The organism is Ruegeria sp. O11, from assembly GCF_056535285.1.
In genome coordinates this window covers 84357-110546 of the sequence record NZ_JBQERS010000012.1, presented here as the reverse complement: position 1 = coordinate 110546, position 26190 = coordinate 84357, and the positions used below count along the sequence as shown (strand labels likewise).

General features: G+C 55.2%; 28 protein-coding genes. 20 read left to right on the top strand and 8 right to left on the bottom strand.

Annotated elements, in window-relative coordinates:
- The first annotated feature begins 33 nt into the window (after positions 1–33).
- A complete protein-coding gene (locus ACRZ91_RS17950) occupies positions 34–939 on the top strand; it encodes a Rossmann-fold NAD(P)-binding domain-containing protein (RefSeq protein WP_480907493.1) in 906 nt (301 codons plus the stop codon).
- Positions 940–949: 10 nt separating this feature from the next.
- Here ACRZ91_RS17950 and ACRZ91_RS17945 read toward each other — a convergent pair whose 3' ends face one another.
- The 6 genes from ACRZ91_RS17945 to ACRZ91_RS17920 all read right to left on the bottom strand — a co-directional run bounded on the left by ACRZ91_RS17945 (position 950) and on the right by ACRZ91_RS17920 (position 5913).
- Positions 950–1972 carry an endonuclease/exonuclease/phosphatase family protein gene (locus tag ACRZ91_RS17945; RefSeq protein WP_480907491.1) on the bottom strand — a complete coding sequence of 341 codons (1023 nt, stop codon included), beginning with the start codon at positions 1970–1972 and terminating at the stop codon, positions 950–952.
- Positions 1969–2799, bottom strand: coding sequence for a hypothetical protein (locus ACRZ91_RS17940; RefSeq protein WP_480907489.1), 831 nt, complete (start codon positions 2797–2799; stop codon positions 1969–1971). The genes ACRZ91_RS17945 and ACRZ91_RS17940 overlap by 4 nt, the downstream gene beginning before the upstream one ends.
- A gap of 330 nt (positions 2800–3129) precedes the next feature.
- Positions 3130–3735, bottom strand: coding sequence for a 3-isopropylmalate dehydratase small subunit (gene leuD / locus ACRZ91_RS17935; RefSeq protein WP_480907487.1), 606 nt, complete (start codon positions 3733–3735; stop codon positions 3130–3132).
- A gap of 42 nt (positions 3736–3777) precedes the next feature.
- Positions 3778–4332, bottom strand: a complete 555-nt coding sequence (locus tag ACRZ91_RS17930) for an HdeD family acid-resistance protein (RefSeq protein ID WP_010438761.1) — start codon at positions 4330–4332, stop codon at positions 3778–3780.
- A 38-nt stretch (positions 4333–4370) separates the two neighbouring features.
- Positions 4371–5774, bottom strand: coding sequence for a 3-isopropylmalate dehydratase large subunit (leuC, locus tag ACRZ91_RS17925; RefSeq protein ID WP_010438762.1), 1404 nt, complete (start codon positions 5772–5774; stop codon positions 4371–4373).
- Positions 5775–5817: 43 nt separating this feature from the next.
- Entirely contained in the window at positions 5818–5913 is a 96-nt protein-coding gene (locus tag ACRZ91_RS17920) for an isopropylmalate isomerase (RefSeq protein ID WP_224857982.1), read from the bottom strand.
- A gap of 85 nt (positions 5914–5998) precedes the next feature.
- On the opposite strand from ACRZ91_RS17920, the gene ACRZ91_RS17915 reads away from it, so the two are divergent.
- From ACRZ91_RS17915 to ACRZ91_RS17900, 4 genes are all read left to right on the top strand, one after another.
- Positions 5999–7369, top strand: coding sequence for a mechanosensitive ion channel family protein (locus ACRZ91_RS17915; protein WP_480907525.1), 1371 nt, complete (start codon positions 5999–6001; stop codon positions 7367–7369).
- A 165-nt stretch (positions 7370–7534) separates the two neighbouring features.
- Positions 7535–7894, top strand: a complete 360-nt coding sequence (gene rsfS, locus ACRZ91_RS17910; protein WP_039541351.1) for a ribosome silencing factor — start codon at positions 7535–7537, stop codon at positions 7892–7894.
- Between the two features lie 44 nt (positions 7895–7938).
- Positions 7939–8409, top strand: a complete 471-nt coding sequence (gene rlmH, locus ACRZ91_RS17905; RefSeq protein WP_480907485.1) for a 23S rRNA (pseudouridine(1915)-N(3))-methyltransferase RlmH — start codon at positions 7939–7941, stop codon at positions 8407–8409.
- Position 8410: 1 nt separating this feature from the next.
- Entirely contained in the window at positions 8411–8896 is a 486-nt protein-coding gene (locus ACRZ91_RS17900) for a flavodoxin family protein (protein WP_480907483.1), read from the top strand.
- A 3-nt stretch (positions 8897–8899) separates the two neighbouring features.
- Here ACRZ91_RS17900 and ACRZ91_RS17895 read toward each other — a convergent pair whose 3' ends face one another.
- Positions 8900–9247 (bottom strand): hypothetical protein, encoded by a 348-nt coding sequence (locus tag ACRZ91_RS17895; protein WP_480907481.1) that lies wholly within the window; start codon positions 9245–9247, stop codon positions 8900–8902.
- Between the two features lie 35 nt (positions 9248–9282).
- The gene (locus tag ACRZ91_RS17890) at positions 9283–9993 is read right to left on the bottom strand and encodes a DUF599 domain-containing protein (protein ID WP_480907479.1); all 711 of its coding nucleotides are present in this window, start codon (positions 9991–9993) and stop codon (positions 9283–9285) included.
- Positions 9994–10073: 80 nt separating this feature from the next.
- Here ACRZ91_RS17890 and ACRZ91_RS17885 point away from each other — a divergent pair, with 80 nt between their 5' ends.
- The 15 genes from ACRZ91_RS17885 to ACRZ91_RS17815 all read left to right on the top strand — a co-directional run bounded on the left by ACRZ91_RS17885 (position 10074) and on the right by ACRZ91_RS17815 (position 26148).
- Positions 10074–11513, top strand: coding sequence for an FAD-linked oxidase C-terminal domain-containing protein (locus tag ACRZ91_RS17885; RefSeq protein ID WP_480907477.1), 1440 nt, complete (start codon positions 10074–10076; stop codon positions 11511–11513).
- 45 nt (positions 11514–11558) lie between these two features.
- Positions 11559–12653, top strand: a complete 1095-nt coding sequence (locus tag ACRZ91_RS17880) for an FAD-binding protein (protein WP_480907475.1) — start codon at positions 11559–11561, stop codon at positions 12651–12653.
- Between the two features lie 3 nt (positions 12654–12656).
- A complete protein-coding gene (gene glcF, locus ACRZ91_RS17875) occupies positions 12657–13970 on the top strand; it encodes a glycolate oxidase subunit GlcF (RefSeq protein ID WP_480907474.1) in 1314 nt (437 codons plus the stop codon).
- Positions 13971–14087: 117 nt separating this feature from the next.
- Positions 14088–14873 carry a trypsin-like serine peptidase gene (locus ACRZ91_RS17870; protein WP_319545704.1) on the top strand — a complete coding sequence of 262 codons (786 nt, stop codon included), beginning with the start codon at positions 14088–14090 and terminating at the stop codon, positions 14871–14873.
- Positions 14870–15688, top strand: a complete 819-nt coding sequence (locus tag ACRZ91_RS17865; protein ID WP_480907472.1) for a trypsin-like serine peptidase — start codon at positions 14870–14872, stop codon at positions 15686–15688. The genes ACRZ91_RS17870 and ACRZ91_RS17865 overlap by 4 nt, the downstream gene beginning before the upstream one ends.
- 121 nt (positions 15689–15809) lie before the next feature.
- The gene (locus tag ACRZ91_RS17860) at positions 15810–16277 is read left to right on the top strand and encodes an Hsp20 family protein (RefSeq protein WP_170775845.1); all 468 of its coding nucleotides are present in this window, start codon (positions 15810–15812) and stop codon (positions 16275–16277) included.
- A gap of 381 nt (positions 16278–16658) precedes the next feature.
- A complete protein-coding gene (locus ACRZ91_RS17855; RefSeq protein ID WP_480907471.1) occupies positions 16659–18380 on the top strand; it encodes a hypothetical protein in 1722 nt (573 codons plus the stop codon).
- Between the two features lie 174 nt (positions 18381–18554).
- Entirely contained in the window at positions 18555–19634 is a 1080-nt protein-coding gene (locus ACRZ91_RS17850; protein WP_480907470.1) for a hypothetical protein, read from the top strand.
- Complete coding sequence (locus tag ACRZ91_RS17845) at positions 19634–19978, top strand: hypothetical protein (RefSeq protein WP_480907468.1); 345 nt, start codon at positions 19634–19636, stop codon at positions 19976–19978. The genes ACRZ91_RS17850 and ACRZ91_RS17845 overlap by 1 nt, the downstream gene beginning before the upstream one ends.
- On the top strand, positions 19971–21089 hold the full coding sequence (locus ACRZ91_RS17840) for a hypothetical protein (protein WP_480907466.1): 1119 nt from the start codon (positions 19971–19973) through the stop codon (positions 21087–21089). The genes ACRZ91_RS17845 and ACRZ91_RS17840 overlap by 8 nt, the downstream gene beginning before the upstream one ends.
- A 75-nt stretch (positions 21090–21164) precedes the next feature.
- Complete coding sequence (locus ACRZ91_RS17835) at positions 21165–23096, top strand: AAA family ATPase (RefSeq protein ID WP_480907464.1); 1932 nt, start codon at positions 21165–21167, stop codon at positions 23094–23096.
- 162 nt (positions 23097–23258) lie between these two features.
- Positions 23259–23888: a hypothetical protein gene (locus tag ACRZ91_RS17830; RefSeq protein WP_480907462.1), complete on the top strand. Its 630-nt coding sequence runs from the start codon at positions 23259–23261 to the stop codon at positions 23886–23888.
- Positions 23888–25225, top strand: a complete 1338-nt coding sequence (locus tag ACRZ91_RS17825) for a DUF6638 family protein (protein WP_480907461.1) — start codon at positions 23888–23890, stop codon at positions 25223–25225. Before ACRZ91_RS17830 ends, ACRZ91_RS17825 begins: the two co-directional genes overlap by 1 nt.
- Before the next feature lies 1 nt (position 25226).
- Complete coding sequence (locus tag ACRZ91_RS17820) at positions 25227–25493, top strand: hypothetical protein (protein WP_480907460.1); 267 nt, start codon at positions 25227–25229, stop codon at positions 25491–25493.
- Positions 25494–25503: 10 nt separating this feature from the next.
- Entirely contained in the window at positions 25504–26148 is a 645-nt protein-coding gene (locus ACRZ91_RS17815) for a DUF1523 family protein (protein ID WP_319545696.1), read from the top strand.
- Positions 26149–26190: the final 42 nt, after the last annotated feature.

Here is a 26190-nt window from a genome sequence, read left to right as displayed (position 1 = left end):
GAATGAATAGATTGGTGTTGAATGGAGGGACCGATGTCACAAACAGCACTTATTCTCGGGGCCAGTGGCCGCTTTGGTCGCAATGCTGCACAGGCTTTTTCCAACGCGGGTTGGGACGTGCGCCGGTTTGATCGACGCAGCGACAATCTACACTCGGCGGTACGCGGGGCAGACGTTATCGTGAACGCATGGAACCCGCTGTATCCCGATTGGGCGAAGCAAGTCTCTGAATTGCATCGACAGGTCATAGATGTGGCATCTGAACATGATTTGACAGTGATTGTGCCCGGCAACGTTTATGTCTTCGGCGCGGATACGCCTGGACCTTGGTCCAGTGAAACACCCCATCTTGCACGCAATCCGCTGGGGCGCATCCGCATCGAAATGGAAGAGGCATATCGCGCTTCATCCGTGCGGACAATTATGTTGCGCGCAGGTGACTTCATCGACACCACGGCCTCGGGCAACTGGTTCGATCAGATCATGATCAAACACTTGCAGCGCGGTCGCTTTGTGTACCCGGGCAATCCCGACATCCCGCATTCTTGGGCCTACTTGCCCGATCTGACCCGATCTGCCGTGGCCCTGGCAGACATACGCGGCGAGCTGCCGCGATTCTGCGATGTTCCCTTTGCAGGTTACACTCTGACCGGCAATGAAATGGCACATCTGTTGTCACAGATGACTGGGCAAGACATTGCGCTTAAGCAGATGGCATGGTGGCCGTTGAAGCTGGCCCGCCCCTTCTGGCGTCTAGCCCCACATCTGCTTGAAATGCGCTACCTATGGGATACACCGCATCGTCTGGATGGAAGTTTCTTTAATGAATTGCTGCCGGGATTTTCGCTGACTGAACCGAACGAGGCGATTAGAAATGCGATCCCAAAACCTAAAGTCTTTGATGCGGCGCAACGAACCGGTGCAGCTTTGCGATCATGACCGCAGGCGCCTATTGGTTGATGAGATCGACCCAGACAAGCCGGTGACGGCTTGCTGCTTCTGCCGAAGTTCGGGCTTCGGTCTCAGGCCAGTAGATACCTGCATCGTGCACGTGCCAATCGGATGAGGGCAATACGTAATCCACTCTCATTTCGCCTACCCCTTTCCACAGAACTGTTGCGGCCGATCCGGCAGGGTCCAATGGCACAGGGTCTTGGATCAGAGGGTCGGCAAGAAGATCGTTGATTGCAGCCTTGTGCCCTTCGCCGTTGTGTGGGTCCAGATTGGCATCGCCTGCGATGACGAACCGATCTGAAGGAGTAGGCCCCAATTTACCGTCCAGCAGTAGCGACCAGAATCGAACTTCATCCCGGTTGCGTAACCCGTTGCGATCTTCGGGACCATCAAAGACAGGGGGGCTGGCGTGAAACGTCATCAAATTGATACGACCAACAGGGGTGTCGATCGGGACGACCCAATGTGATGTGGATGACAGCCTTTGAATCGCTTGTGCCTGAGGTGAGGGAAATGGATTTCCGTTTATTTTTGGTAGCCGGGCACTGGGAAGTTCGTTCCATAGCAACTCGGTATAGGACTGGACCTCTCTGGCTGCGATGGGATAGCGGGATAAGACTGCCAGGCCGCTTTGGCCCGTAAAGCGCCCCCATCCCTGTGCGTCGCCCGGACCACCAGTTTCGCCGTCCCCATCTAAATCTTCAACGGTTTCGAGCCCCGAATTGGGTTGCTCGAAATAGCTGTAGGGATAATTCAAGCCATGGCCTTCCAGTGCATCAACCAGAGCGTCGAGCGCAAGCCCGTCCAGATCCCAATCGAGCCCTTGCAGTGCAACGATGTCTGGGCGGGTTGTTACCAACACCTCAATAACCGCCGTAACCTGTGGATCTTCCCGCCGGATGTCGCGCAGTAACAGGCCAGGTCCCTTGCGACTAAGTTCAGTATTGTAACTTGCGATGCGCAACGTCTCTGCATGTGCCGCAAACGGCAGCAGCAACAGAACCAGTAGGCGGATCATGCGATTTGAGTAGACTCGGAAGTTGAGTATGCGCGGCGTTTTTCAACGATCAGGCCGGCAATGCGCAGGGTCGCCATGCCTCGCATGATCATGCTGGCCGGTAGGAAGGCCCATGCGCAAAGGGTCCAGATCAACGTCTGCGGATTGCCGAGCGCTATCGGAGTGATGAATGCAGCCATCAGCTTGATCAGGGCAGGGATCAGGAAGGGCAGCAACGCCCCAATTGCGATGTTCAGCCGCCCATCGCGCTGCAATCGGGCAACAACATCTCCACCCTTGGTCGGGTCAAACAAAGGCAGATTGGTCCAAACGTTGAACGCGCCATTTCCTGTTGGCCATCCTCTGAGTTTTACGGCGTAGGCAAAGCTCGCGATGGTGACCAAAGCCGCGACATAGGCGATGCTGGCTAATATACTGACAAGCTCAATAAGTGGTGCGCTGGCGTTTCCGGGAAGCACAAGAACCACGAGCCGAACAGGCGAATAGGGAAAGTCCACCACATTCGCGACCATCAAGCCAATTGAATAGAATACGCCCGTAAGATCCGTGGGGGCATACGCATTCTTACAAATCAGCGTTAAAAAGGTGACCATCGACATCAGGCCAACAAAACGCAACCTGTTTACCGGCGGGGCGTCACGGAATTCGATAAAGCTGGGGAAGGCTGAATTATATTCAGAGAATGTTAGAATAAACGCAAGGATCGCCAGAAAGACGATAATCTCAGTCCCGTTAGACGTCGATGTGGGCAGGTATAACGCGGGGGTTAGCACCATCAGCGCCACCAATAATCCACGTATCGCCGCGCCCGTCGTGCGTGCAATCACAATCCGAACCCTTTCCAAACCGGAGCTGTCGATTCTAAGTCGACTTGTCGTCCAACTTGCGCGCGCCACTCGTTCTCTGGCGGCTACCTGTTAGGTGCCACCTTGGCTGATAAGCGGTAATTCGCTCAAGTCAGAGTGCAGAAAACACTGAGTTTCGGGCAAAATGATGGCGCAACTGGTGCGGGATTGCATCAATTTCGACGCAAATCCGACGTGTATATCAAAATGATACCTAGATGTAGTAGATTGGGGAGATTTAACCCCAAGAATGCGAACGGGGCCGCGCTTGCGACCCCGTTAAGTTGAGTATCAACAGATTCGTCCCCAGAATCATACCCAGGGACGGGCTTGGCTTGCGTGATCCTCGAACTTGTCGATGTGATGGTCTTTTTCCATCGTCAGACCAATATCGTCCAGACCGTTCAGCAGGCAGTGTTTGCGGTGTGGGTCGATGTCGAATTCGATGACCACGCCATCCGATGTGGTGATCTGCTGATCTTCCAGATGCACGGTCATACGAGCATTCTCGCCCTTAAGCGCGTCATCCATCAGAATCGCGTGATGTTCCTCTTCCACCACGATGGGCAGGATGCCGTTCTTGAAGCAGTTGTTGAAGAAGATGTCGGCGAAACTGGTCGAGATCACGACCTTGATGCCGAAATCCTTGATCGCCCAAGGCGCATGTTCACGGGATGAGCCGCAGCCGAAATTGTCGCCCGCCACCAGAATCTCGGTTTGGCGATAGGCGGGTTTGTTCAGCACGAACTCTTCGTTCTCGCCGCCGTGGTCGTGATAACGCATCTCGTCAAACAGCACGACGCCAAGGCCGGACCGCTTGATGGTCTTCAGGTGCACTTTGGGAATGATCATATCGGTGTCGATATTGATCAACGGCATTGGGGCGGCCACCCCGTGGACTTTTTCGAACTTTTCCATTTCTACACTCCTGCGGGAGAGGGCCGCGCCCATGTCCCGCGTTTAAGCTTCTTTCGCTTCCGTTGTTTCGTCCTTGGGTGCGTTCTTGACGAAGAACGCCATGAAGACCAATCCGAACCCGTTGAACAGCATCTCAATGCCCAGGAAGATCCCCAGTATGCTCAGCAACGCCTGCGGCTCTTGCCCCACATAGCTCCAGATGATGCCTGCGAGGATGATCGACAAGATGCCCGAGATCATCGTGGGCCAGAAAAACTGTGTTCCCTTCATTTGGAACGACAGGATGATCCGCGCGATACCGCCTGCCATGAACAGGATCAGCACCACAGTCGCGAGCGTCAGCGTGCCCTGCAGCGGGTGATCCAGAAAGGACCAGCCCAGGAACAGCATGACCGCACCCATGATGAGTGACAGGATTTTGTTGCCAGCGCCTTCAACCGTGAAGCCGCCAACGATCTGCAATCCGCCCGCGATCAGCAGCAACACACCGGTTACTACTGTTACGGCAACGGACGCCACGACCGGCGCGCCCAATACGAACACACCGAATGCTATGGACAAAAGTCCCAGCAGTAGCCATTTGACCCAATCACTCATGTTAGTCTCTCCATCAAATATCTAGATATGAGAGAGTCTTACATCATTTCACGGACGTCTGTCAGCCGTCCAGTGATTGCCGCTGCGGCAGCCATTGCCGGGCTCAGCAGATGGGTGCGTCCACCACGGCCCTGACGGCCTTCAAAGTTGCGGTTCGAGGTCGCTGCACAACGCTCACCCGGCTGCAGCTGGTCGGGGTTCATCGCCAGACACATTGAGCATCCCGCCAGACGCCATTCGAACCCGGCATCTTTGAAGATTTCGGCCAAACCTTCTTCTTCGGCCTGTGCACGCACCAAACCCGAACCTGGTACGACCATGGCGCGCATGCCGTCCTTGATCTTCTTGCCTTTCAGGATTTCCGCCGCAGCGCGCAGGTCTTCGATCCGACCGTTGGTGCAAGAGCCGATGAAAACAGTGTCGATTTCAACGTCGCTCAGCTTTTGTCCGGCTTCCAGACCCATGTACTCGATCGAACGGCGGGCCGCGTCTACTTTACCACCTTCAAAATCTTCGGGATGCGGTACGGATGCAGTGATCGGCAGCACATCCTCGGGGCTGGTGCCCCAAGTGACGACTGGTGCGATATCTTCACCACGCAGCGTGATGACTTTGTCGAAACGCGCGCCCTCGTCTGTATAAAGCGTTTTCCACCAGTCCATTGCGGCTTCCCACTGTGCACCTTTGGGGGCATGCGGGCGGCCTTTGACATATTCAAAGGTGGTTTCATCCGGTGCGATCAGGCCAGCGCGCGCGCCGCCTTCGATTGCCATGTTGCAGACGGTCATACGCCCTTCCATCGACAGATCGCGGATCGCCTCGCCACAGTATTCGATGACGTAGCCAGTGCCGCCAGCGGTACCAGTCTCACCAATCACGGCCAGGGTGATGTCTTTGGCGGTCACGCCTGGCTGCAGTTTGCCAGTGATTTCCACCTTCATATTCTTGGACTTCTTCTGGATCAGGGTCTGCGTGGCCAGAACGTGTTCAACCTCAGACGTGCCGATGCCGTGGGCCAGAGCGCCGAATGCACCATGAGTCGCAGTGTGGCTGTCGCCGCAGACAACGGTCATGCCGGGCAAGGTCCAGCCTTGCTCGGGGCCAACGATGTGGACGATGCCCTGACGAACGTCATGCACAGGATAGTAATGAATGCCGAAATCTTTGGCGTTCTTGTCCAGAGCTTCGACCTGAATACGCGATTCCGGGTTTTCGATCCCGTTCACGCGGTCCGGAGTGGTCGGAACGTTGTGGTCCGGCACGGCGATGGTTTTTTCTGGCGCGCGCACCTTGCGGCCTGCCATGCGCAGGCCCTCGAACGCCTGTGGGCTGGTGACTTCGTGCACCAGATGGCGGTCGATATACAGCAGGCAGGTGCCATCATCGGCTTCATGCGCGACATGGGCATCCCAGATTTTGTCATAGAGTGTTTTGGGGGACATCGGTCCTCTCCCGTATGTAATGAGAAATAGCTGGCGAGGTGGCTTAGGCGACGGGTAGGCGTGCCAGAACCGTGCGGGCGGCACCAAAGAACCGTTCACGCAGGCGCGCGCGGTCTTCCAGATTCTGTTCTTGGGCCACATTGAGTCTCATGCGCTCCAGATATAACGGGGTTTGCCGTCAATCAAGGTTCAATCCGGGTACGGGCTTGCATCCCCTCACATGGATGGCCAAGCTGGCAGGCATGAACCAGGATCTGTTACCAGAAACGCTGTCCGAGCTTTACGGCAATATGACGGCGGCCTTTTCAGCACAAATTGAAAATTTGATCGAGCTGATGGTCACGCCCGGTTGGCGGCAGTATCAATTGGTTATCATCCTGTTCCTATGGGCGTTGGCGTTTCTTCTGAAACTTCTGACGCAAAAAAGATGGGATGTATGGGCGCGCGCGCGTACCGGCTGGCCGAAATGGCGGCTGCGCATTCTGATCCAACTGATGCGGCGTTTGACGCTGGTCTATTTCGTGCTGCTGACTTGGTGGCTCTACTGGGTCATGCAGCAAACAACGTGGCCTTCGCGTAGCTATATCATAGGTGTATTTGCGACCCTGGCAGCGGCTTGGTTGGCCATTGCGTTGGTATCGCGCTTGGTGCGCAACCGGACACTGCGGCAGATTTTCAAATGGTCCATGTGGGTCTATGCAACGCTAATCGCGCTGAATCTGACGGATGATGTCGCCGGTTTTCTGGACGGTGTGGCGCTCTCGATAGGTGATCTCCATATCTCGGCGCTGGGGATCATCAAAGCCGTCCTGCTGATCGGCATTCTACTAACGCTCGCAAGGATCGGAACCCGCGCGGCTGAACGCGGGCTTAAGAGCAATGATGACATCACGCCATCGATGCAGGTGTTACTCGCCAAGGGAATTCAGGTGCTACTCTATGGTGCGGTGTTCATGGCTGCGATCCGCACGCTTGGCTTTGATCTGACCGGGATTGCGCTGTTGTCGGGCGCGATTGGTGTAGGGATCGGGTTCGGGCTGCAAAAAGTGGTCTCGAACCTGATTTCGGGCATCATCATTCTAATGGACCGATCGATCAAGCCGGGCGATGTGATCTCGCTGGGCGATACGTTCGGTTGGATCAATGCGCTGGGCGCGCGCTATGTCTCGGTTGTCACGCGCGATGGGCGGGAATACCTGATCCCAAACGAGGATTTGATTACCAATCAGGTGGTGAACTGGTCGCATTCGGACAAGTTTGTTCGGCTGGATCTGGAATTCGGAACCAGCTATGGCGACGACCCTCACAAGGTGAGGGCAACAGCCATACGGGCCGTCAAATCGGTTGGCCGAGTGCTGAGTGGAGGATCCCATGAACCCGTCTGCCACATCACCGGATTTGGCGACAGCAGCGTGGATTACGTGCTGCGGTTCTGGATTAGTGATCCGACCAAAGGGCTGACGAACATCCGGGGCAATGTTTATCTGGCGTTGTGGGATGCGTTCCAGGCTGAAGACATCTCGCTACCCTTCCCACAACGTGAAGTTCGTCTGCTGCCGGACGACGCAGAGGCGCAACAACTCGCCAAAGAGTGAGCCGATGTCACTGCGTGAAGCAGCCCGTTCATTGAAATGTTGCAATCCTCTTGTTACCTTATTAGTACCCCAGCGCCGGGGATTTGGCGGCGCGTTGCAAAGGAGGACTATGTCCTGTCTCTACATACACAGGCGGGTTTGCCCGCCGATGATGGGGCCAAAGTAATGGCCCACTCTCAGTCAATCAGCGATAAGCTGCTTGAACGTATCCTTTCCTCACTTTCCGATGACAAGGCCGAAGACGTCGTGCAGATCAACCTGCAAGGTAAGTCTTCTGTCGCGGATCACATGGTGATTGCCTCGGGTCGGTCGACCCGTCAGGTCTCGGCCATGGCGGAAAAGCTGACGGATCGCATCAAGCAGGAATTCGGTTTCACCTCGAAGGTCGAAGGCAAGGATGCCGGCGACTGGGTGCTGATCGATACGGGCGACGTGGTCGTTCATATCTTCCGCCCCGAAGTGCGTGAATTCTACCAGCTGGAAAAGATGTGGCTGCCTCAGGGCGGCAGCGCCTCGGCGAATTGAGGCGCCATCCCGGTCCGTATTGAGGGGCCGGAGGCGAGAGAGACATGCGTATCAGCATCGTTGCGGTCGGGCGATTGCGCGCCGGACCGGAGAAATCCCTGCTTGATGATTACCTGACTCGTTTCGACCGAACCGGCCGTGCGCTGGGTTTTGGTCCCGCGCGGGTGATCGAGGTCGAAGACAAGAAAAACGCGGGCATGGGGGCCGAGGCCGCGCTGTTGCGGAAAGCTCTGCCCAAGGGCGCGGTGATCTGTACGCTGGATGAGCGCGGACGGGTGATGTCCTCACCTGATTTTGCAAAAAAGCTGGGTGGATGGCGCGATGCGGGCCGACAGGATCTGGCGCTGATCATCGGCGGAGCGGACGGAATAGAGCCTAATCTGCGGGCCGAGGCCGATTTTTCCCTGTCCTTTGGGTCAATGGTCTGGCCTCATATGCTGGTCCGTGTGATGTTGGCCGAGCAACTGTACCGGGCCGCTACCATCCTGTCGGGCGGTCCTTATCACCGGGTCTGACATGGCGCAGCTTTTGATCGTCTACCATTCGCGCACCGGCGGTGCCCGGCAGATGGCCGAAGCCGCTGCCGATGCAGCGCGAGACGAAGCGAACACCATCCTGATATCCGCCGATCAGGCCGGGCCAGACGACCTGCTGGCCTCTGATGGATACATCTTCTGCGCGCCCGAGAACCTGGCTGCGATTTCGGGTCTGATGAAAGAGTTTTTCGACCGCTGTTATTATCCGGTGCTGGGGAGGATCGAAGGTCGACCCTATGCGCAGATGGTCTGCGCCGGATCAGATGGTGAAAATGCCGCGCGACAGATGGCACGGATCGCAACGGGGTGGCGGTTGAAAGAGGTGCAACCGCCTCTGATCATCTGCACTCATGCGCAAACGCCCGAGGCAATCCTGGCTGAGAAGATCATTCCTCAAGACCAACTGAATAACTGTCGCGAAATCGGTGCGGCCCTGGCGGCAGGTCTCAGCCTCGGGGTGTTCTGAAGGTCAGTTCAGATCGACCACTGTCGTGTCTTCGCTCCAACCACCGATATTGTCGCGCGCCTGAATTTGCACCTGCGTGGTCCCGTCCGGGATCATCACCCCGCCCAAAGACCGGGTAAAGGGTTGCTCGTCAACATGAGGGTGGTGCAGCACGCGCATCCCCAGTTCGTTTCCCTGCATATCCAGAACTCGCCAGCCGTCGGCATAATCATCCCATCCGCTATCGGGATGACGGATCGTGACATCGAATCGCCAGGTATCACCGTTCGAACGGGCCGAGACCTGTTCGATCGTCGGAGAGTCAGCGAAGGCGGGGCTGGCCAGTAAGGCGCTGAGAATCAGATATCGCATAGGGTCAAACTATGCGCTCGGGCGCGGCATTGCGATCACGACTCTGTGTTTGGTGGCGCTGTCATCATGACGGTTCGCGAATGCGAGGCGAACTCGCGACGATATAGGACTCCAAATGTAACGGTTGAGCTCAGTATTAATGCCATTGGTCCCAAAATCCAGGCAATGGATGCCAAAGCAAAGTAGGTTGCCCGCAACGCGCGATTGAAACTGCGCGCCGCCGTGATGCAGATATCGCCTGCCTGAGCGGCACGGGCATAGGCCTGCGGATGATCGGGGTCGTTTGGAACCGCGGCCATAAGGATGGCGCAATATCCAAACAAACGATGCGACCAGACAAATTTCAGAAATGCGCTCGACAGAAAAAGAAGAATAATCAGTATTTTGACTTCCCAAACCATTGCGGGCGCACGGCCAATGGCAAGGTCTTCGGCAACTTCAGCCAAGCGCTCGGTATTGCCAAGCAGCGCCAAGCCACCGCCAATTGCAATCATGATTGTTGATGCGAAGAACGTACTGCCCTGACGCATGGCCGAGATCACCTGCGCATCGAACACACGTGGCTGGCGCGTCACCATCTCTCGCATCCAGACCTTGCGGAAATCATCCATCATCAACGATACCGACGGTTTCTGAGAGGATGGATTCTCGATCCTCCACCCAATTCCCAGCCAAGCTGCAAACAGAAGCAGTACGGCAACGTAGTCTAACGGAGAGAACAGCAATGCGCGGTCGATCCAGGTCATGCCGCGACACTATTGCTGGATTCAGAAACTTGCCAGCCGGTAAAATTGGTAATATAATTTTACCAAATGGAGGGTCAGCGATGGAAATGCCCAAGCCAAATCCGGATGTCATGGCGCGTAAGCAAGCTTTGGTTGCGCGTTTGCAGCAGGTCCTGCCGGGGGATGCCGTCATCCACGATGTGGCCGAAACACGTGCATATGAGTGTGATGCGTTGACCGCTTACAAATGTCCGCCCTTGTTGGCGGTACTGCCGTCGACAACACAGCAGGTTTCCGATGTTTTGCGCATTTGCCACGAACTGAGTGTGCCCGTGGTGCCGCGCGGTGCGGGGACCTCGTTGGCCGGCGGTGCTTTGCCGACAGCGGATTGCGTGATTTTAGGCGTTGCTCGGATGAATGAAGTGTTGGAGGTCGACTACGACAATCGGTTTATCAAGGTGCAGACCGGCCGAACCAATTTGAGTGTGACCGGAGCCGTTGAAGAAGAGGATTTCTTCTACGCCCCTGATCCTTCGTCCCAACTTGCCTGCGCCATCGCCGGGAATATCGCGATGAATTCGGGCGGAGCACATTGTCTGAAATATGGCGTGACGACCAACAACCTGATGGGCGTCACCATGGTGATGATGGATGGCAGTGTGGTCGAAATTGGAGGCGCGTATCTGGATGCTGGTGGGTTGGACCTGCTGGGTGTGATTTGCGGATCCGAAGGGCAGCTGGGCGTGGTGACTGAAGCAACGCTGCGGATCTTGCGCAAACCCGAAGGGGCGCGACCTGTTTTGATGGGGTTCGATGACAACGAAGTTGCGGGCCATTGTGTCTCTGACATTATCAAATCGGGCATTCTACCCGTCGCAATCGAGTTTATGGACCGCCTCTGTATCAGAGCCTGCGAGAATTTCGCCCATGCTGGCTATCCCGATTGTGAGGCGTTGCTGATCGTCGAGGTTGAAGGGTCAGAGGCTGAGATCGACAGCCAGCTTTCGAAGATCATCGAGATTGCCAAACACCACAATCCCGTTGAGCTGCGCGAAAGCCAATCCGCTGATGAAAGCGCGCGTATCTGGCTGGGGCGGAAATCGGCCTTTGGTGCGATGGGGCAGATCAACGATTATATGTGTCTTGATGGGACGATCCCGGTCTCATCGCTGCCCTTTGTGCTGCGCCGCATCGGAGAGTTGAGCAAGGACTACGGCCTACCTGTTGGCAACGTGTTTCATGCCGGTGACGGGAACATGCACCCCTTGATCCTCTTTGACGCCAACAAACCGGGTGATCTTGAGAAATGCGAGGCGTTCGGGGCGGACATCCTGAAGCTTTGCGTCGATGCCGGCGGCTGCCTGACGGGGGAGCATGGGGTTGGCATCGAAAAGCGAGATCTGATGACTCATCAATATGCGGCTCAGGATCTTGAGGCACAGATGGCTGTGAAAGATGTGTTTGATCCCAACTGGCTGCTGAACCCAGCCAAAGTGTTCCCATTGGCGTCGTCAGCGGGGCGCAGGATGGCGGCGGTATAGGGGCTTTGCCCACACCCTCAAGTAATTTGTGAAAAGATGAACGCAATGAGACCTGAAACCGAGGCTGAACTTGCAGAAACCGTTGCTGGGCTTAACGGACCCGTATGTATTGCGGGCGGTGGCACACGTGGCGTTGTCGGTGCGGAACCGGAGCTGAGCACCGCTGGACTGAGCGGGATTACCCTCTATGAACCCGGAGCGCTGACTCTGGTCGCGCGTGCGGGAACTCCTGTTGCTGAGATTGAGGCGGCTCTGGATGGCGAGGGTCAGCAATTGGCATTCGAGCCAATGGATCACCGCGGTTTGTTGGGCACGACTGGTGAACCGACGATTGGAGGCGTTGTTGCAGCCAACATCTCGGGGTCTCGCAGAATTCAGGCCGGGGCCTGCCGGGATTTCCTGCTGGGCGTCCGTTATGTCGATGGCCTTGGGCAAGTCATCAAAAATGGTGGACGGGTGATGAAAAATGTCACTGGCTACGATTTGGTGAAACTGATGGCCGGGTCATGGGGCACATTGGGGGTTTTGTCAGAAGTCTCGCTGAAGGTTTTGCCCAAGCCAGAGACTCAGGCCACATTGGCTGTCAGCGCCGATGATGTAGGAACCGCAGTTGATCTTATGTCGACTGCCCTGAGATCCCCATACGAAGTGAGCGGCGCGGCGTATGATCCGCAGGATAGACAGGCGTTTTTGAGGATCGAGGGATTTGCCGACTCGGTCGCTTATCGGGCTAGACGATTGAGCGAAATCCTTGGCAACGAATGCACCGAGTTGGAGGAGTCGCGCAAGCGGTGGGCTGATCTGCGCGATGTGCGTGCGTTCCATGATCTGGAAGGTGATGTCTGGCGCTTGTCGTTAAAACCCGGTGATGCCCCAGTCATTGCGGATCGAATCGAAGCAGGGAAGACCCTGCTTGATTGGGGTGGTGGTTTGATATGGGCGCTGGTGCCAAAGGGCACGGATTTGCGTGCGCGCTTGGGGGCCTTCGAGGGCCATGCGAGCCTTGTACGTGCAGATGCCCATACGATGGACGAATTTGGTCGGTTTCAACCAGAGAACCATCAGGTAAAGGCTCTAACAAGGGCAATACGGCTGAAATTCGATCCGCATAGCGTGTTCAATCCGGGTCTTATGGGGTAGACGATGCAGACGACATTTACCGAAAAGCAGCTGCAGGACCCCGCGATTGAGCGGTCCAATGAAATTCTGCGGAACTGCGTTCATTGTGGTTTCTGTACTGCAACGTGCCCCACTTATCAGGTTCTTGGTGATGAATTGGACAGTCCTCGCGGACGCATATATCTGATCAAGGATATGTTGGAGAATGAGCGTGTCCCGGACGAAAAGACCGTCAAGCACATCGACCGCTGCTTATCCTGCCTCGCCTGTATGACCACATGTCCCTCGGGTGTGCACTATATGCATCTGGTCGACCACGCGCGGGAATACATCGAAGACAATTACAAACGTCCATTCTCGGATCAGGCACTGCGTTGGATACTGGCCAAAATCTTACCTTATCCTATGCGCTTTCGATGGGCGCTGATTGGTGCAAAGCTGGGCCGCCCGTTCCGGTTTTTGATGCCGGATGCGCGCCTGAAAGCGATGCTGGATATGGCGCCCAAGCATATTCCACCGGTTAGTCGAAATGATGACCCCCAAAGTTTTGCACCAAAAGGTTCAAGAACCAAACGTGTGGCGTTGATGACAGGGTGCGCGCAAAAAGCGCTGAATACAGACATCAACGACGCCACGATTCGTCTACTGACACGCTTGGGATGTGAAGTAGTGATTGCCGAAGGGGCAGGGTGTTGTGGAGCGTTAACTCATCATATGGGTAAAACGGGCGAAAGCCACGCTTCTGCCGCCACCAACATCCGGGCCTGGACGCGCGAAATGGATGGCGATGGCTTAGATGCGATTGTCATTAATACATCGGGGTGTGGGACTACGGTGAAGGACTATGGCCACATGTTCCGCAACGACCCACTTGCTGCAGATGCCGCGCGGGTGTCGGCGTTGGCGCTGGATATCAGCGAACTGTTGGTTCAGTTGGATTTGCCATTCAGAGACAAAAAAGAACTGGTCGTTGCCTACCATGCAGCATGCTCTCTGCAGCATGGCCAAAAAGTTACTACTCACCCCAAAAGTCTGTTGAAATCTGCTGGATTCACTGTGTTAGAGCCTATTAATAGTCATTTATGCTGCGGCAGCGCCGGAACCTATAACCTTATGCAGCCTGAAATTTCCAGTCAGCTAAAACAGCGCAAGGTGCGCTCGCTTGAGGCCAGAAATCCCGATGTGATCGCAGCAGGAAACATAGGGTGCATGATGCAGATCGGGTCCGGAACCGACACGCCCGTTATCCATACCGTCGAACTGCTGGATTGGGCCACAGGTGGGCCCAAACCGCGCGCGCTGCACGGTGATACCAGCGGCATACCGCAATTACGTTAGCCAATTGCTGCAAGCGGGCATCAGATCAGAGCGAATCCAGGACGGACCGCATTTGCCCTATTTTCGCCGTACCCACAGCATACGACTGTTGATCGGACCACTTGACCGGAGACCTGTGTGCGCAACTGGATCACGGCTATTACGCTTAGCTTGCTGCCTTTGGCCGGGCAGGCGCAGGATTCAGGGCTTAAAAGCCTTGATACCACTGACGCTGGGCGTGAGTGGATGGCGGTTGGTCGGCTGGATATTGATGGAACCGGGTTCTGCACCGGATCGCTCATATCTCCAACGCTGGTTCTGACCGCAGCGCATTGCCTTTTCGATAAAGCGACGAAACAGCGGATTGATCCGGCGCGAATCGAGTTTCTGGCCGGTTGGCGTCTTGGGCATGCGTCGGCATATCGACCGGCACGGCGCACGGTGGTGCATCCGGAATATAAATATGTCGGTGATTTGTCGGCGACTCGCGTACGTCACGATATTGCATTGATCGAGCTCTGGCAGCCGATCCGAAACACATCGGTCATACCTTTTGAAACCGGACACCGCCTAACTCGCGGTGAAGAGGTCGGTGTTGTCTCTTACGCCCATGACCGGGCCGAAGCACCGTCTCTGCAAGAGGTCTGTTCAGTCATCGGCCGTCAGGCGGGCATCCTGATCATGTCTTGTGACGTGGATTTCGGAGCGTCCGGTGCGCCGATTTTTTCGTTTGAGGGTGAACGCCCTCGCATCGTTTCAGTCGTAGCCGCCAAAGCTGAAATGCAGGGTCAACGCGTTGCGCTGGGCACCGACTTGAACGAATCTCTGGAATTGTTGCAGGCCGAGCTTTCCCAAGGGCGAGGTATGAACGCGTCTCTGGACAACAACACCAAACACCTTGGAGCAAAATTCGTTAAGCCATGACCCGGTTATTATTCAAAACTATTTTATGTTTTTCTGTTATTGCAACCACATCGCAGGCCCAGACCGGAAACAAGCGCCGTCTGACGGACCGGGATGATCTGTACGGATGGGAAGCGGTTGGCCGACTGGATTTTGGCGATAAGGGTTTTTGCACGGGCACCTTGATTGCTCAGGATATCGTTTTGACGGCCGCCCACTGCGCGCTGGACAAGGTGACTGGTAAACCATACGCCCCCGGCGAAGTGACATTTCGCGCCGGGCTAAGCGATGGCGAAGCGCTGGCCGAGCGGAAGGTCATCCAGATCGCCGCGCACTCGGATTTTGTCGCGAACGCCCCTGTCTCGGCCCCTCGGGTTCGGGTTGATGTGGCTCTAATGCGGCTGGAAGAGCCGATTCCCTACACTATTGCTGATCCGTTTGCCCTGCACAGTGGCCGCGTAACCGACAATGAAATCAGCGTCGCATCTTATGGGCGCGGCAGGGAAGACGCGATCCTGCGGCAACGATCCTGTCACATTCTTCAGCGTGGACAGGGCCTGATCGTCTTTAACTGCGACGTCACATTTGGATCGTCTGGCTCGGCCATTCTGGCAAAGAAGGGGCCGCGCTGGCAGATATTGTCGGTTGCCTCGGCAATTTCAACGAATGGAGGTCAGAAAGTCGGTTACGGAATGGAGTTGTCGGGAATCGTTTCAGAATTGAAGGCGATCCTGCGCCGTGATGCACCCCGGCCAACGGCCACGATCCGCAGATTGCAGCCCGGATCAGACAAATCCAGCTCGGGTGCCAAATTCATCAGCGCCGGCGGGTCTTGAACCCGAACCAACCGCTTCCCATCTGAATTTTACCGGATCGCCACGATTGGGGTCCGGGAAACTCACCGCCCGTCCATACCGGAGGGCAAATTCGTAAATCGCTCAATGATGAGGATACGACATGCGTACATTTGACTTTGCACCGCTTCACCGCGCCACTATCGGTTTCGATCAGATCGCAGACATGATGGACCGGGTTCTGACGAACGATGTGGCTCAGCCCAGCTATCCCCCTTACAACATTGAAAAGACCGATGCCGACACCTATCGCATCTCGGTCGCTGTTGCCGGGTTCTCTGAGGCTGATCTGTCAGTTGAAGTAAAAGAAAATTCGTTGGTTGTCTCTGGCAAAAAATCCGCCGAAGACAAGGATCGCAGCTACCTGCACCGTGGCATCGCGACCCGCGCATTCGAGCGCCGCTTCGCCCTGGCCGACCACGTTCGCGTCACCGGTGCGAGCCATGAGAACGGCATGCTGAACATCGACCTGAAGCGCGAAGTGCCCGAAGCACTTAAGCCGCGCCGGATCGAGATCTCTTCAGCTAGTGCGATCGAAAAGGATGTGGTTGACGCAAAAGCCGTGAACTGACGCCTTTGATCACGTCGCGATAATCTTCTCCTCTCTGGGTTATCGCAATACACGCCCCGCGTTCCTCCAGACGCGGGGCGTTGTCGTTCCAGAGTAACGACCGAATGGACCGACCTCTGGCAAATTAGCCTATCGTGAGTCGAATGCCGAGGTGTGCCGTTTTTGCCAATTTTATCTGGCCACAGAGAACAATGAGTTCCGGTCGCCGACCGAAACAGATATCTATCGTAAATACATCATCCCTGATTTCCTCGGGCTAAATTTTTTGGGCAAGAAGCGTTGAACAGTTACTCTAAGCACCATTTGTCCAATTTTTCCGTCACAAATTATGTAATCTGCGCGGCGTGCATTCTAGTCGCAGTGTTCTTTGTCAGATATGGCATGATTGACGCTAGCCTGTATCAAACGCGTGACGATGGTGTCATTACAATGAGTGCAGGGCGAAACCTTGTTGACTTTGGCTTTGTCGGCGTAAGTCCCTCTGGCCCTATTGTCGAAGCATCTTCCAGCCCTGTGCAAATGATTCTATATGCCGCTACCTATGCTATGACAGGCATTAATTACGCATCATTTGCCTTTTTACAAACGCTTGTTGCGACATTGCTATTGGGCGCGGCGGTAGCTTTGGCACTTGGCGTTTCAAGGGCCGAAGGTCTGTTTTCTATTCTGCTATTGTCGCTCGCATTGAGTTTTGTGTATCCATTTTTCCTCTGGCATGGGTCCGGGATGGAAAACGCTTTAACTCATTTCCTAATCGTACTGAGCATCGCAGGGCTTGTTCGGATGATAAGGTGCAAGCGCGTGTCGTTCCTCTGGGCCATTCCCTTGGTCCTAACGTGCTTTGTAAGGCTGGAGCTTCTGCTTACAATAGTGGCTTTATTAGGTTTGTTTTCAGTCTATTGGCAGCGCAAGTGTCATTCATTTAGGGCGCTAAAGTTTTCGTTTTTGGTTGCGGCGCTATGTGTCGTCATTCATGGAATTCGATTTGCCTATTTCGGAGAGTTCTTCCCAAATACCGCTGCGGCGCAGGGGATTTCTCCATTTGACCGAGTGCAGGCGCTGTTATCAGGATCCGTTCAACCAATGGTCGAAGGAATGCAGGTATCGGCTTATAACTTTGTGCAAGGTGGCTGGTGGCTAGCCGTTGTTTGCCTACCGCTTGTCTTCAGATTGGGGATGGACGCTGCTGATAAATTTCTGATTTCTGCGATATTAGTTGTCTTGTGCGTGGCGCTTATTTCTCCTGTATTCTTGGGCCGTCCTCGGATCGATTGGATGCGCACTTACAGCTATGTCACGGTCGTTTCTCTCCTGCTCCCGACATGGTGTGTTTATCACGCTGTTGCGTCGCGAAGAATTGTTGAACTTCGTACAATTGCTGTAGTTGGCGTTGTTGCTTCGGTCTGGATGTATCGAACGGAGCCTTACTATCTTGGCTGGGCAGTCGATGGTTTTGATCAAGTGCGTCGAGAATTCAATGCGATTGCTCAGAACAACGAAATCCGACGACCGTTGGTATCTAACCCGGATCTTGGTGTGATGTCATGGCACAAGCAGTTCAATATTCTTGATCTTGGAATGCTTGGTAGTCCGGTTATGGCGAACTTGCACAAGAATCCGGGTATTGCCGATTATGTACTAGACTTCACCAAGCCGGATATCGTCGAAAGCCATGGCTTTTGGACGGGACTATACTGTAGGGATCTATTTCAGGATGCCCGCTTCAATGATCAATATCGATCAGTATCAACTAAGCTCTCAGTCCAAGAAATGTGCGGTGCACGACGGAATGAAAAAGCCATTTGGATAAGAAAATCAATAGAACTCGGTTCTTCCAGCGCAGAAAGGCAGTTCCTGGATCGGCTACAAGATGAGTTTTTGATCGATACGATCAAACAAGAATTAGATCTTTGTGATCCTGAAAAGACTGACTGCCGTTATGTAATGCGAACTGTTTTTCGCTTCGTCCCGGAACTGATGGAGCAAAGGCAACTGAATGAAGTTCTTTCCCTTTTTGATGATGATATCGAGCGCGCGTATTTATCGAGTGTCTACGATAATGACGCGACTGACAAAATTACAAATCATTTCTTCATAGATTAAAGAGCAGTTTGGATGCTTCGGGAAATCCATCTTGGCGTTTCGGTCTATGGTATCCCTTCTTTCATTTCATGTCTGAATTTGCCAATCTTCGTGGGGATTTAACACTTAGAGGGATGTAAATCTGTGTAACATCCCTTATCTTATTGGATAGATAAGAAAAAAGGAATAGGACAGATGTCGAACCAGCAGTTTGAAGCGTTGATTCAGGAAACTCAGGCCAAAGTGCGCGAAAGTCAGTCGCAGATCGAAGGGTTGACTTCGCGGATCGAAGCGGCACGGGCCAAGATTGGCACCGCCGAGGCGGATATCGACATCGAAAACGCCACACTCGAGGATGTGCACGCCCATACTGAGGTGATGAACGCAAACATCGCCGAGCTGATCATGGGTTTGGATGATGTCACCAACGCGTTCTCCAAGGATTTCGATGAGATGCGCTCGAAAACCGGATGGGAGTCGTTTGTTGGCATCTTCGCCAAGGCCAAATCCGAGTCGATGCGGCAGGAGCGGATGCGCACCGCCAATATCGACGACAAGCTGCAGGACCTGATCGCCAAATCCGACGTGATCGTAAAGCTGCTGGAAGGGCAGTTGGCCGTACTGGAAGAACAGCGCGTCAAGGTTGAGGACAACCTGACCGTCACTCTGGACGACCGTGAGGCGACCGTGGCCGAACTGGAAGCTTTGCGCGCCGAGATCCAAGGTATGGACCCGACGATCATCACGCAGGAGAACAAGATCAGCGTCGAACAGGACGCCGCCGCGCGCACCCAGCTGGAAACCGAACTTGCCGAGCTAAACAAGCAATACAATGCCAAGGTTCAGGAAGAGCAGGTCAAGCTGGCCAAGTCCCAGACGCTGGAGCGGTATATCGAGAAGGGCAAGACCTGGGTCGATTCACTGCAGAACCAGGCGGCGACGCAGATGGTGCTGATCAACAAGCTGCAGACAGACACCCAACAGCGCGTCGTGCTGTATGACGCGCTGACCAAATCGCTGAAAACCGCGCAACAGCAGGACGTGGCCCATCGCATCAACGAGATCGGCGTGCAGACGGACCAGGAGGCGCAAACCGCCATGGCCGCCATCGGCACCGCGACCAACCAGAAAATGGCCGACATGCTTGAGGCCCATGAAGACCACATGGTCTTCGCCCGCGACGTGCTGGAGAAAAAGGCCAAGGCAGACGAACGTTTTGCCCGCCGGTTCGCCTCGATTGTCGAGAAGCATGATAAGAATTTGTATGGTGGGTGATGCTGTTCGATTTCAAGAACTCAAATCAGCCTACTAGAATTAATAGCCTCAAAGACCTTGAACCCAAGGCAAAGCCAAGATGGTTCAAAATCTGTTTTTGGGCAGTGTTTTCATGTTTCCCATTTTTAATCGTGGTGTGGATAGGTAACGTCGTCAATGTGAAGCTGCTACAACTGGTTGGCGCATTGGGGTTTTTCGTTGCCTTCGCAACACCATTTGTGGTGCGTTTTGTACCGCTTTTTCTTCGCGTTCTCAGTTATTGGTGGCCTTGGCTTGGTCTGAAAACCGCTCAGCTTGATACGTGGTTGCAGAACGATTTGGATTTGAGAAGATTAAATGACTGACCCCACCCAAGACCATGTCGGCCTGACCGACACCTTCGCCTCGCGCCGCTATTTCCGCAAATTCGAGGTGATCACCGTACACCTCCTGCGCGTGGCCGCGACGATGGAGGCGGAGGGCGCGATCAGCAAGCAAGAGGTGCGGATTGTGTCGCGCTACCTCTCGGGGCTGCTCTACACCTTCCGCGCGCTCAGCATGAAATACCTGCTGGTCGGGCGCGATTCGGGGCGGTTCTTTGGCAGCCTCGCCATGGACAAGCGCGACAGCGGCTTTCCGGTCGCGGCCGAGTTGCTGACCATGGCCAATGACGCGCAACAGGCGCAGGTGCATCTGGCGAATATGCCCTCGGAAGATGACCTGAAAACCGATATGATCCGCACCATCATTGGCGATCAGGAAATCCCGACCAAGCTGCAATTCGCGCTGTCGCAAAGGCTCTATTACGAGGAACTGCTGAAAGGTCAGCTGTTCTGGGCCCGCAACGATCCCGAATGCCATTGGATCGGGAATGAGGGCGAGCGGCGAAAATTCATGATCCACTGGGCGGTCTATGACAGCCAGATCAACCTACCGGTCATTTATCTGATGCAACTGGAGGACAGTGGCAAGACGGCGCTACCCAAGGATCAACGCCGATGGCCCGAAGTGCAGGCGCATCTGATGGCGCAGTCGCTTGGCGGGTTGAAACTGGTGACCATCGCCAAGGGCTTCGATCAGGATTTCGACGACCTGCACCCCAAACACCTGCGCCGCATCCATGTGGGGCCGATGTATTCCTCGGCCTATACCGAGCAATCCGGCCCGCTGCGGCAGGTGCTGGAAGATGCGCAATCTCCGCAAGGTCAGGATTGGGCGCTGGCCTGGACCACCGAAGAGCTGGAAAGCGAAGAGGTGATCGAAGAGCGTGCCGGGTGGTTCTCGACCGTCGAGCGCGAGGTCTTTGCGTTGGACCCGTTTGGCGGTCAGGGGGCCGAGACCGGCGCCACCCGCACCCAGCGATCCATCATCCTACCCCAGCGTCCGTTTCAGGTTCTGGCCGAGCGCAACCCACCGGGCTTTGCCGATGTGCGCAAGTTCGTGGTCAGCAAGGCCGGACAGGTTTTGAGGTATTGAGACAAGTGGCGGGCTGAAGCCCTCCCTACAGAATTTGAGTAGGCCGGGCTTCAGCCTGGCATTGCGAGGAAGAAGATGAGTTTGACGTCAGATCAGATGGAATTGCGAGAAGACGATATTCGCAAGCATTACGCAGCAGCGACCGCATTGTTGAACGGGTTCGAGCATGCGCCGCGTATCGCCAAACCTGTTGAGGCCGCCGTAGAACGGTCTCCGGGTGTTTCGACGGGGCGTCGGTTCCGGTTTACGACACCGGGGCTGGTGACGCGCCGCGTTGCGCGCGCCGACGGGGTGCATCTGGTCGAACGGATTGAGGCCTCGGATGAGGGCGACACGCTGGTCTCGCCGCCTCAGGCCACAACGCAGCAGGCAATCCGCCGTGCAATAGCCATCGCTCTGGCTGTAGCCGAGGCGTATGCGGAGCAGACTCCGCTGGCCGACCTGAAGCGCGCCAACCTTGCCGGAGATCTGCCTGCCGCCCGCAAAACTGAATTCTCGGAATTACTGACCGCCGAGGCGCTGATCACGTCCCATGTTCTGGGCAATGCGCTGGCCTACCTGATGTCCTCACATCTGGGCGAAACCACGATTGATCTGGGTGAGATCGAAGAGGTCCTGACCGACAATGGCCGACTCGCGCTGCATGGCGCTTTGTGGGAGCTGGACCAAACGCTGGCCAAACACGCGCCCGACGACGCCCATCTGATCGCAGCCACCGGCGCTTATGCGGAACAGCTGATGGATAAGGTCGCCTTGCGCGCCCAATCCGCCGGCCATCTGACCCCGTTCCAGAACGCCGCTTGGCATATTGAAGCCGACGACCTGACCATCCGGGGGTTCGAACCGGCCTCGAAGGCGAAATCCACCACCCTGACCATGACGTTCAAGAAACCAAACGAGGTGGTCGGCAACCATATCGCAAAATATCAGGCGATGAAGCTGGCCAAGATGGTGATGGCCTATGACTTCGATCGCCGCCTGAACCCGTTCGTGGAACTTGGCGGGTTCATCTTTACCTTCATGGGCGACGGCAAACCGGGTACCGGCAAGACCACCCTGATCCAGATGATGGCCGGGTTGATCAACGAGTATTGTCAGAACGCGGGCTATCCGTTCCGCTATCAGAACCTGAGCACCGACAATATCGACAGCTATCAGGGCAAATCCGGCCAGAACGCCAAGGCGTTTATCAACACGATCATCGACCCCTCGGTTATCGGTTTCGGCACCATCGACGATATCGACCAACTGGCGGGCAAGCGCGGCGACCGGCAATCGTCAGCCGGTCAGCTGGAAATCACCGCCGTGCTGATGGAGAGCTTTGCGGGCGCCAATACCGTCGTGCGCGGCAACTGCACCTTTGGCATGTTCTCGAACTACCCCGAGAATGTGGACGACGCCCTGCGTCAGCGGGCGGGCGCGCGGTTCCTGGTGGACGGGCCACAGACGCGCGAAGACTACATCGACATCCTGCACCTGCTGATGGGCCGCAACCACGACATCCCGCTGGGCGAGCATGAGGCTTATGCCGCGCAGGAGATCAAGAAGGCCGTCGCCGCCAGTTTCGAAAGCCATTCCCGCCCGCATGAGGACGCTCTGCTGCAGGTCTATGACCGGGTCTCCGGCGAGATCGGCCAGATGGACACGATTGCCAAGCTGGGCACCTACCTCAAGGCGATCCAAGCCGCGGATGAGCGCTTTACCGGCCGCGCGATCAAGAACATCACGGACGCGGTCAAGGTCCGCGCGATGGATTTCGAGCTGCCTGATGAGTGGATGGAAAACCCCGACCTGTTCCTGTTCCGCGACTACGACACCAAGAAAGCGATGATCGAGGACCTGCGCCAGCCGATCACGGTCGAGATGGTGATGCAAGAGATCAACCGCTACGCCGACAGCGAGTTCCGCTATGCCGACAAGAGCGATGAGGTCGCCATCGAAAACGCAGTGCGAGAGATGGGCAGGATGGAAGAGGCCAAGCGGCGATATTTGGGAAGAGAAAATTGAAGGCCATGAAAATAAGAAGTGTACTTTCCAACCCTGTCTTTTTGGGCAATTGCCTCAACTACACTGTTGGTTTTACTATATTACAATGCCTTAACAGTAGAGCAGTGTTGGGGAGGAAAGTACTGGCCTTTTGGTGCAGACCTACTTCGGTGTTCCACGTTGATGGATGACTTCAATACACTCAAATTGAATGAAAAGGGTGACACCTTGGCCGGGTTCTCCGGTTTGTTAATACTAATTTGGGTGGTGACAGCAACTCTGATCCAGAGACAAGAATTGAAACAGGCGCTCACCGACTTCAAACGGCTTTCAGACGCTGCAGAAGCCGAAATGAATGAAAGACAAGAGCAGGCAAGTGCAAAAATCGTAACGCAAAAAGTGCGATCTTTAGAAAGAAAACTTGGAAGATATTGCGAGATCATTAAGTGGGATAGAGTCGTTGCTTCCTCCGGTTCCAGCATTTTTGACGATGGCTCGCAGAAACATGAATCCATTGTATTGTGCAAAAAAGTTTCGGCTGAAACAAATGTTGAAGGTGAACTGCTTTGGGAATACGGCAAAAGGATAAGTAATACACGGCGGCTATTGGAGCTAGCTGTTCACCAAGGATCACTTTCTACAAAGTCCCCGTATGCTGATCTGCTCCAAGTTCTCATAGATGATTGTAATGTTATCGGGACCGAGTTTGGAGAAATGCCCGAAGATCAGATCGCGCGTTTTAACGATATTGGCTTTTGGGACCTCTTTGAGGATTTAGAAAAAATCAAAAACATGGACATTTGGATTCGATAATGATCCGCCTCATCGAAAAAGGTCTGATGTTTGGCAACCTCGTCCACATCTCCAGCCCGGCTCTGGTCGAGCGGTATAACCGCGCGTTGCAGCATCTGGCGGGTAAGACCACGGAATTGACGGATTTCCATGTCGATATTTCGGGCTATTCGCCGGAGGTGGGGATTGAGCTGGAGGATGAGCTCTACCTCAACCCCAACGGGGTCAACCGGCAGTTTATCTTGCTGACGACCGAGCAGAAACGCGCGCCGTTGCTGAACGTCAAATTCTCGACCTCGCGCGATATCCTGCGCGAATTCATTGAGATGAACGAGGCGCAGCTGTTCGCCCTGACTGCCACCGATGCGGTGGCCGGAGAGCTGGTGAACTCGGTCATCAAACTCACCACTCCGCGCGATTTGCTGAACCTGAGCAAGATCGAGGTTGAGGCGGACACCGCAGGTGGCACCCTGCGCAAGGCCCAGCAATTGGCGGGCATGGTCGAACGCTTCAAAACTGAAGAGGACGCCTGGTTCGACGACGTGCTGATCGCCAAGATGATCGAAACGGCCAAAGATACCGGCGACGTCACCCGCAACCCCGTCCGCCTGCGCCACACGGCGTTCGAACAGCGTAATTTCTGGACGGCACACTTTGGCGGGCTCTACCTGTTCCCGGATATGGATCACCCGGCGGCGATTTGCATGGGCGAAAAGCCCGACGAAATGCCGATCAAATACGTCTTCGGCCCGTCGCAGCGAAACCAGATTGCAAAGTTTCTGGACTACAACGATCTGGTCGAACCTATCGTCAAGGCCCGCGGCGTGAATGCTGCCGCGATCCTGCAACAGAAAATGGACTTTCTGACCATTGCTGCGGCTGCTGACGCGGATGTTGATCTGAGCGGGTTGGACCGCAGCGACATGCGCCGCCTCGCCCGCAATCACGCGGATCGCCTACCCGAAGCGTATCACGGCCTCGCGCAACTATTGCGCTGGGCGACGGATGGCGGGCGTTGGCCGCGCATCACTTCGGACCATCCGGCCTATTTCTATACCTTGCGCGCAGCCGATACGCCGAACCGCGATCTGGTGAACATGCTGCTGGCAGAGCTTGCACCGCTGGACCCGCGCCAGCTGTTCATCTGCCACAAGGAGCTGTTCTATAAGACCTACTCGAACTGGCCCGAGGCCAAGAAAGCCTATGTTGCCGATTTCCTTGCGCGCGAGTATCAGGTGGATAAGGCTGGTGCCCGTGCGGCCTTGTTTGGCCATGAGCCGGACATGAGCGGTAACGACCGGGTCAGCGAAACGGTGATCGCACGGGTTGGCCCCTGGGGCGCAGTCGGGAGGGATTGAGATGTTCGGAGCAATGCGACTGTTCTTGATCCTGCTGGTTGTCCAGACGATCGCCTATTTCGCGCTTTCCTTTTATTCGCGCAGCGTCAGGCGGCAGAAGCTGGAAACCTGGTGGGACGCGAAAGGCAAAACTGGCAACAAAGAAGCGTTTGTCGAGCGTGGTTTGCACGTCTACGACAATTCGTTCCGGCGCAAATTGATTTTGGGTGTCTATATTGTGCCTTGGGTGGCGATTGGCGCGCTGATCTACATCGTGAATTACATGTGAGGGTTAAGGTATGGCCTATGTAAAATGGGCGTTCATTATCATCTTCTGGGGCACGATTGCCGTGATCCTGCAGTATTCCCTGCCGCAGCACGACGTTGTGCGGATCGTCAACACCTATGAGGAACGTCAGGACCTGACGGATTGGACCCGGATTTTCTGGTCTGAACCCGAGGATCAATCCACCAGCCTGTCAAACCGCGATGTGCAGTTCATTCAGGCGGTACGCGCCAACGGAAAGCCCATTGTCTATCGCAACGAAGACACTGGCTGGGGCTGGCCGCCCTATTTCAAGTTCGACACGGCGAACCTCTATACCGAGGCCAACGACGCAAAATCGACCAAGGAAAACCCCGATTGGGTGGTCGTAACGCATTACGGCTGGCGCAATGAGTTCATGTCGATCTTTCCTAACGCGATCTTCATTCGCCATGTCGATGGACCTGATGTGCGCATCATACCCTGGTTCAATATCATCTTCCTGACGATATTCGCGGCATTGGTATGGGCTATCTGGGTCCGGTGGCGCCGTTTCCGGCAAAAGAAGATCGACCCGGTTTTGGAAAACATGGAAGATGGTCTTTACGCCGCCAGTGATGCGATTGATGAAAAACGCAAAGGTTTACGCCGCTGGCTGGATAGTTGGAAATCCAAGTAAGTCGAATTCAGAGAGGTTCTTTGTTGATAGCATTTGCGATAC

Excerpts from the sequence above, each read along its gene's own strand:
- rlmH (WP_480907485.1), top strand. The coding sequence starts at position 7,939 with ATGCGTATCAGCATCGTTGCGGTCGGGCGATTGCGCGCCGGACCGGAG.
- leuD (WP_480907487.1), bottom strand. The coding sequence starts at position 3,735 with ATGGAAAAGTTCGAAAAAGTCCACGGGGTGGCCGCCCCAATGCCGTTG.
- rsfS (WP_039541351.1), top strand. The coding sequence starts at position 7,535 with ATGGCCCACTCTCAGTCAATCAGCGATAAGCTGCTTGAACGTATCCTT.
- glcF (WP_480907474.1), top strand. The coding sequence starts at position 12,657 with ATGCAGACGACATTTACCGAAAAGCAGCTGCAGGACCCCGCGATTGAG.
- ACRZ91_RS17825 (WP_480907461.1), top strand. The coding sequence starts at position 23,888 with ATGATCCGCCTCATCGAAAAAGGTCTGATGTTTGGCAACCTCGTCCAC.
- ACRZ91_RS17930 (WP_010438761.1), bottom strand. The coding sequence starts at position 4,332 with ATGAGTGATTGGGTCAAATGGCTACTGCTGGGACTTTTGTCCATAGCA.
- ACRZ91_RS17845 (WP_480907468.1), top strand. The coding sequence starts at position 19,634 with ATGCTGTTCGATTTCAAGAACTCAAATCAGCCTACTAGAATTAATAGC.
- ACRZ91_RS17900 (WP_480907483.1), top strand. The coding sequence starts at position 8,411 with ATGGCGCAGCTTTTGATCGTCTACCATTCGCGCACCGGCGGTGCCCGG.
- ACRZ91_RS17830 (WP_480907462.1), top strand. The coding sequence starts at position 23,259 with ATGGATGACTTCAATACACTCAAATTGAATGAAAAGGGTGACACCTTG.
- ACRZ91_RS17945 (WP_480907491.1), bottom strand. The coding sequence starts at position 1,972 with ATGATCCGCCTACTGGTTCTGTTGCTGCTGCCGTTTGCGGCACATGCA.
- ACRZ91_RS17835 (WP_480907464.1), top strand. The coding sequence starts at position 21,165 with ATGAGTTTGACGTCAGATCAGATGGAATTGCGAGAAGACGATATTCGC.
- ACRZ91_RS17850 (WP_480907470.1), top strand. The coding sequence starts at position 18,555 with ATGTCGAACCAGCAGTTTGAAGCGTTGATTCAGGAAACTCAGGCCAAA.
- ACRZ91_RS17885 (WP_480907477.1), top strand. The coding sequence starts at position 10,074 with ATGGAAATGCCCAAGCCAAATCCGGATGTCATGGCGCGTAAGCAAGCT.
- ACRZ91_RS17890 (WP_480907479.1), bottom strand. The coding sequence starts at position 9,993 with ATGACCTGGATCGACCGCGCATTGCTGTTCTCTCCGTTAGACTACGTT.
- leuC (WP_010438762.1), bottom strand. The coding sequence starts at position 5,774 with ATGTCCCCCAAAACACTCTATGACAAAATCTGGGATGCCCATGTCGCG.
- ACRZ91_RS17860 (WP_170775845.1), top strand. The coding sequence starts at position 15,810 with ATGCGTACATTTGACTTTGCACCGCTTCACCGCGCCACTATCGGTTTC.
- ACRZ91_RS17950 (WP_480907493.1), top strand. The coding sequence starts at position 34 with ATGTCACAAACAGCACTTATTCTCGGGGCCAGTGGCCGCTTTGGTCGC.
- ACRZ91_RS17840 (WP_480907466.1), top strand. The coding sequence starts at position 19,971 with ATGACTGACCCCACCCAAGACCATGTCGGCCTGACCGACACCTTCGCC.
- ACRZ91_RS17865 (WP_480907472.1), top strand. The coding sequence starts at position 14,870 with ATGACCCGGTTATTATTCAAAACTATTTTATGTTTTTCTGTTATTGCA.
- ACRZ91_RS17915 (WP_480907525.1), top strand. The coding sequence starts at position 5,999 with ATGGCCAAGCTGGCAGGCATGAACCAGGATCTGTTACCAGAAACGCTG.
- ACRZ91_RS17815 (WP_319545696.1), top strand. The coding sequence starts at position 25,504 with ATGGCCTATGTAAAATGGGCGTTCATTATCATCTTCTGGGGCACGATT.
- ACRZ91_RS17855 (WP_480907471.1), top strand. The coding sequence starts at position 16,659 with ATGATTGACGCTAGCCTGTATCAAACGCGTGACGATGGTGTCATTACA.
- ACRZ91_RS17895 (WP_480907481.1), bottom strand. The coding sequence starts at position 9,247 with ATGCGATATCTGATTCTCAGCGCCTTACTGGCCAGCCCCGCCTTCGCT.
- ACRZ91_RS17880 (WP_480907475.1), top strand. The coding sequence starts at position 11,559 with ATGAGACCTGAAACCGAGGCTGAACTTGCAGAAACCGTTGCTGGGCTT.
- ACRZ91_RS17820 (WP_480907460.1), top strand. The coding sequence starts at position 25,227 with ATGTTCGGAGCAATGCGACTGTTCTTGATCCTGCTGGTTGTCCAGACG.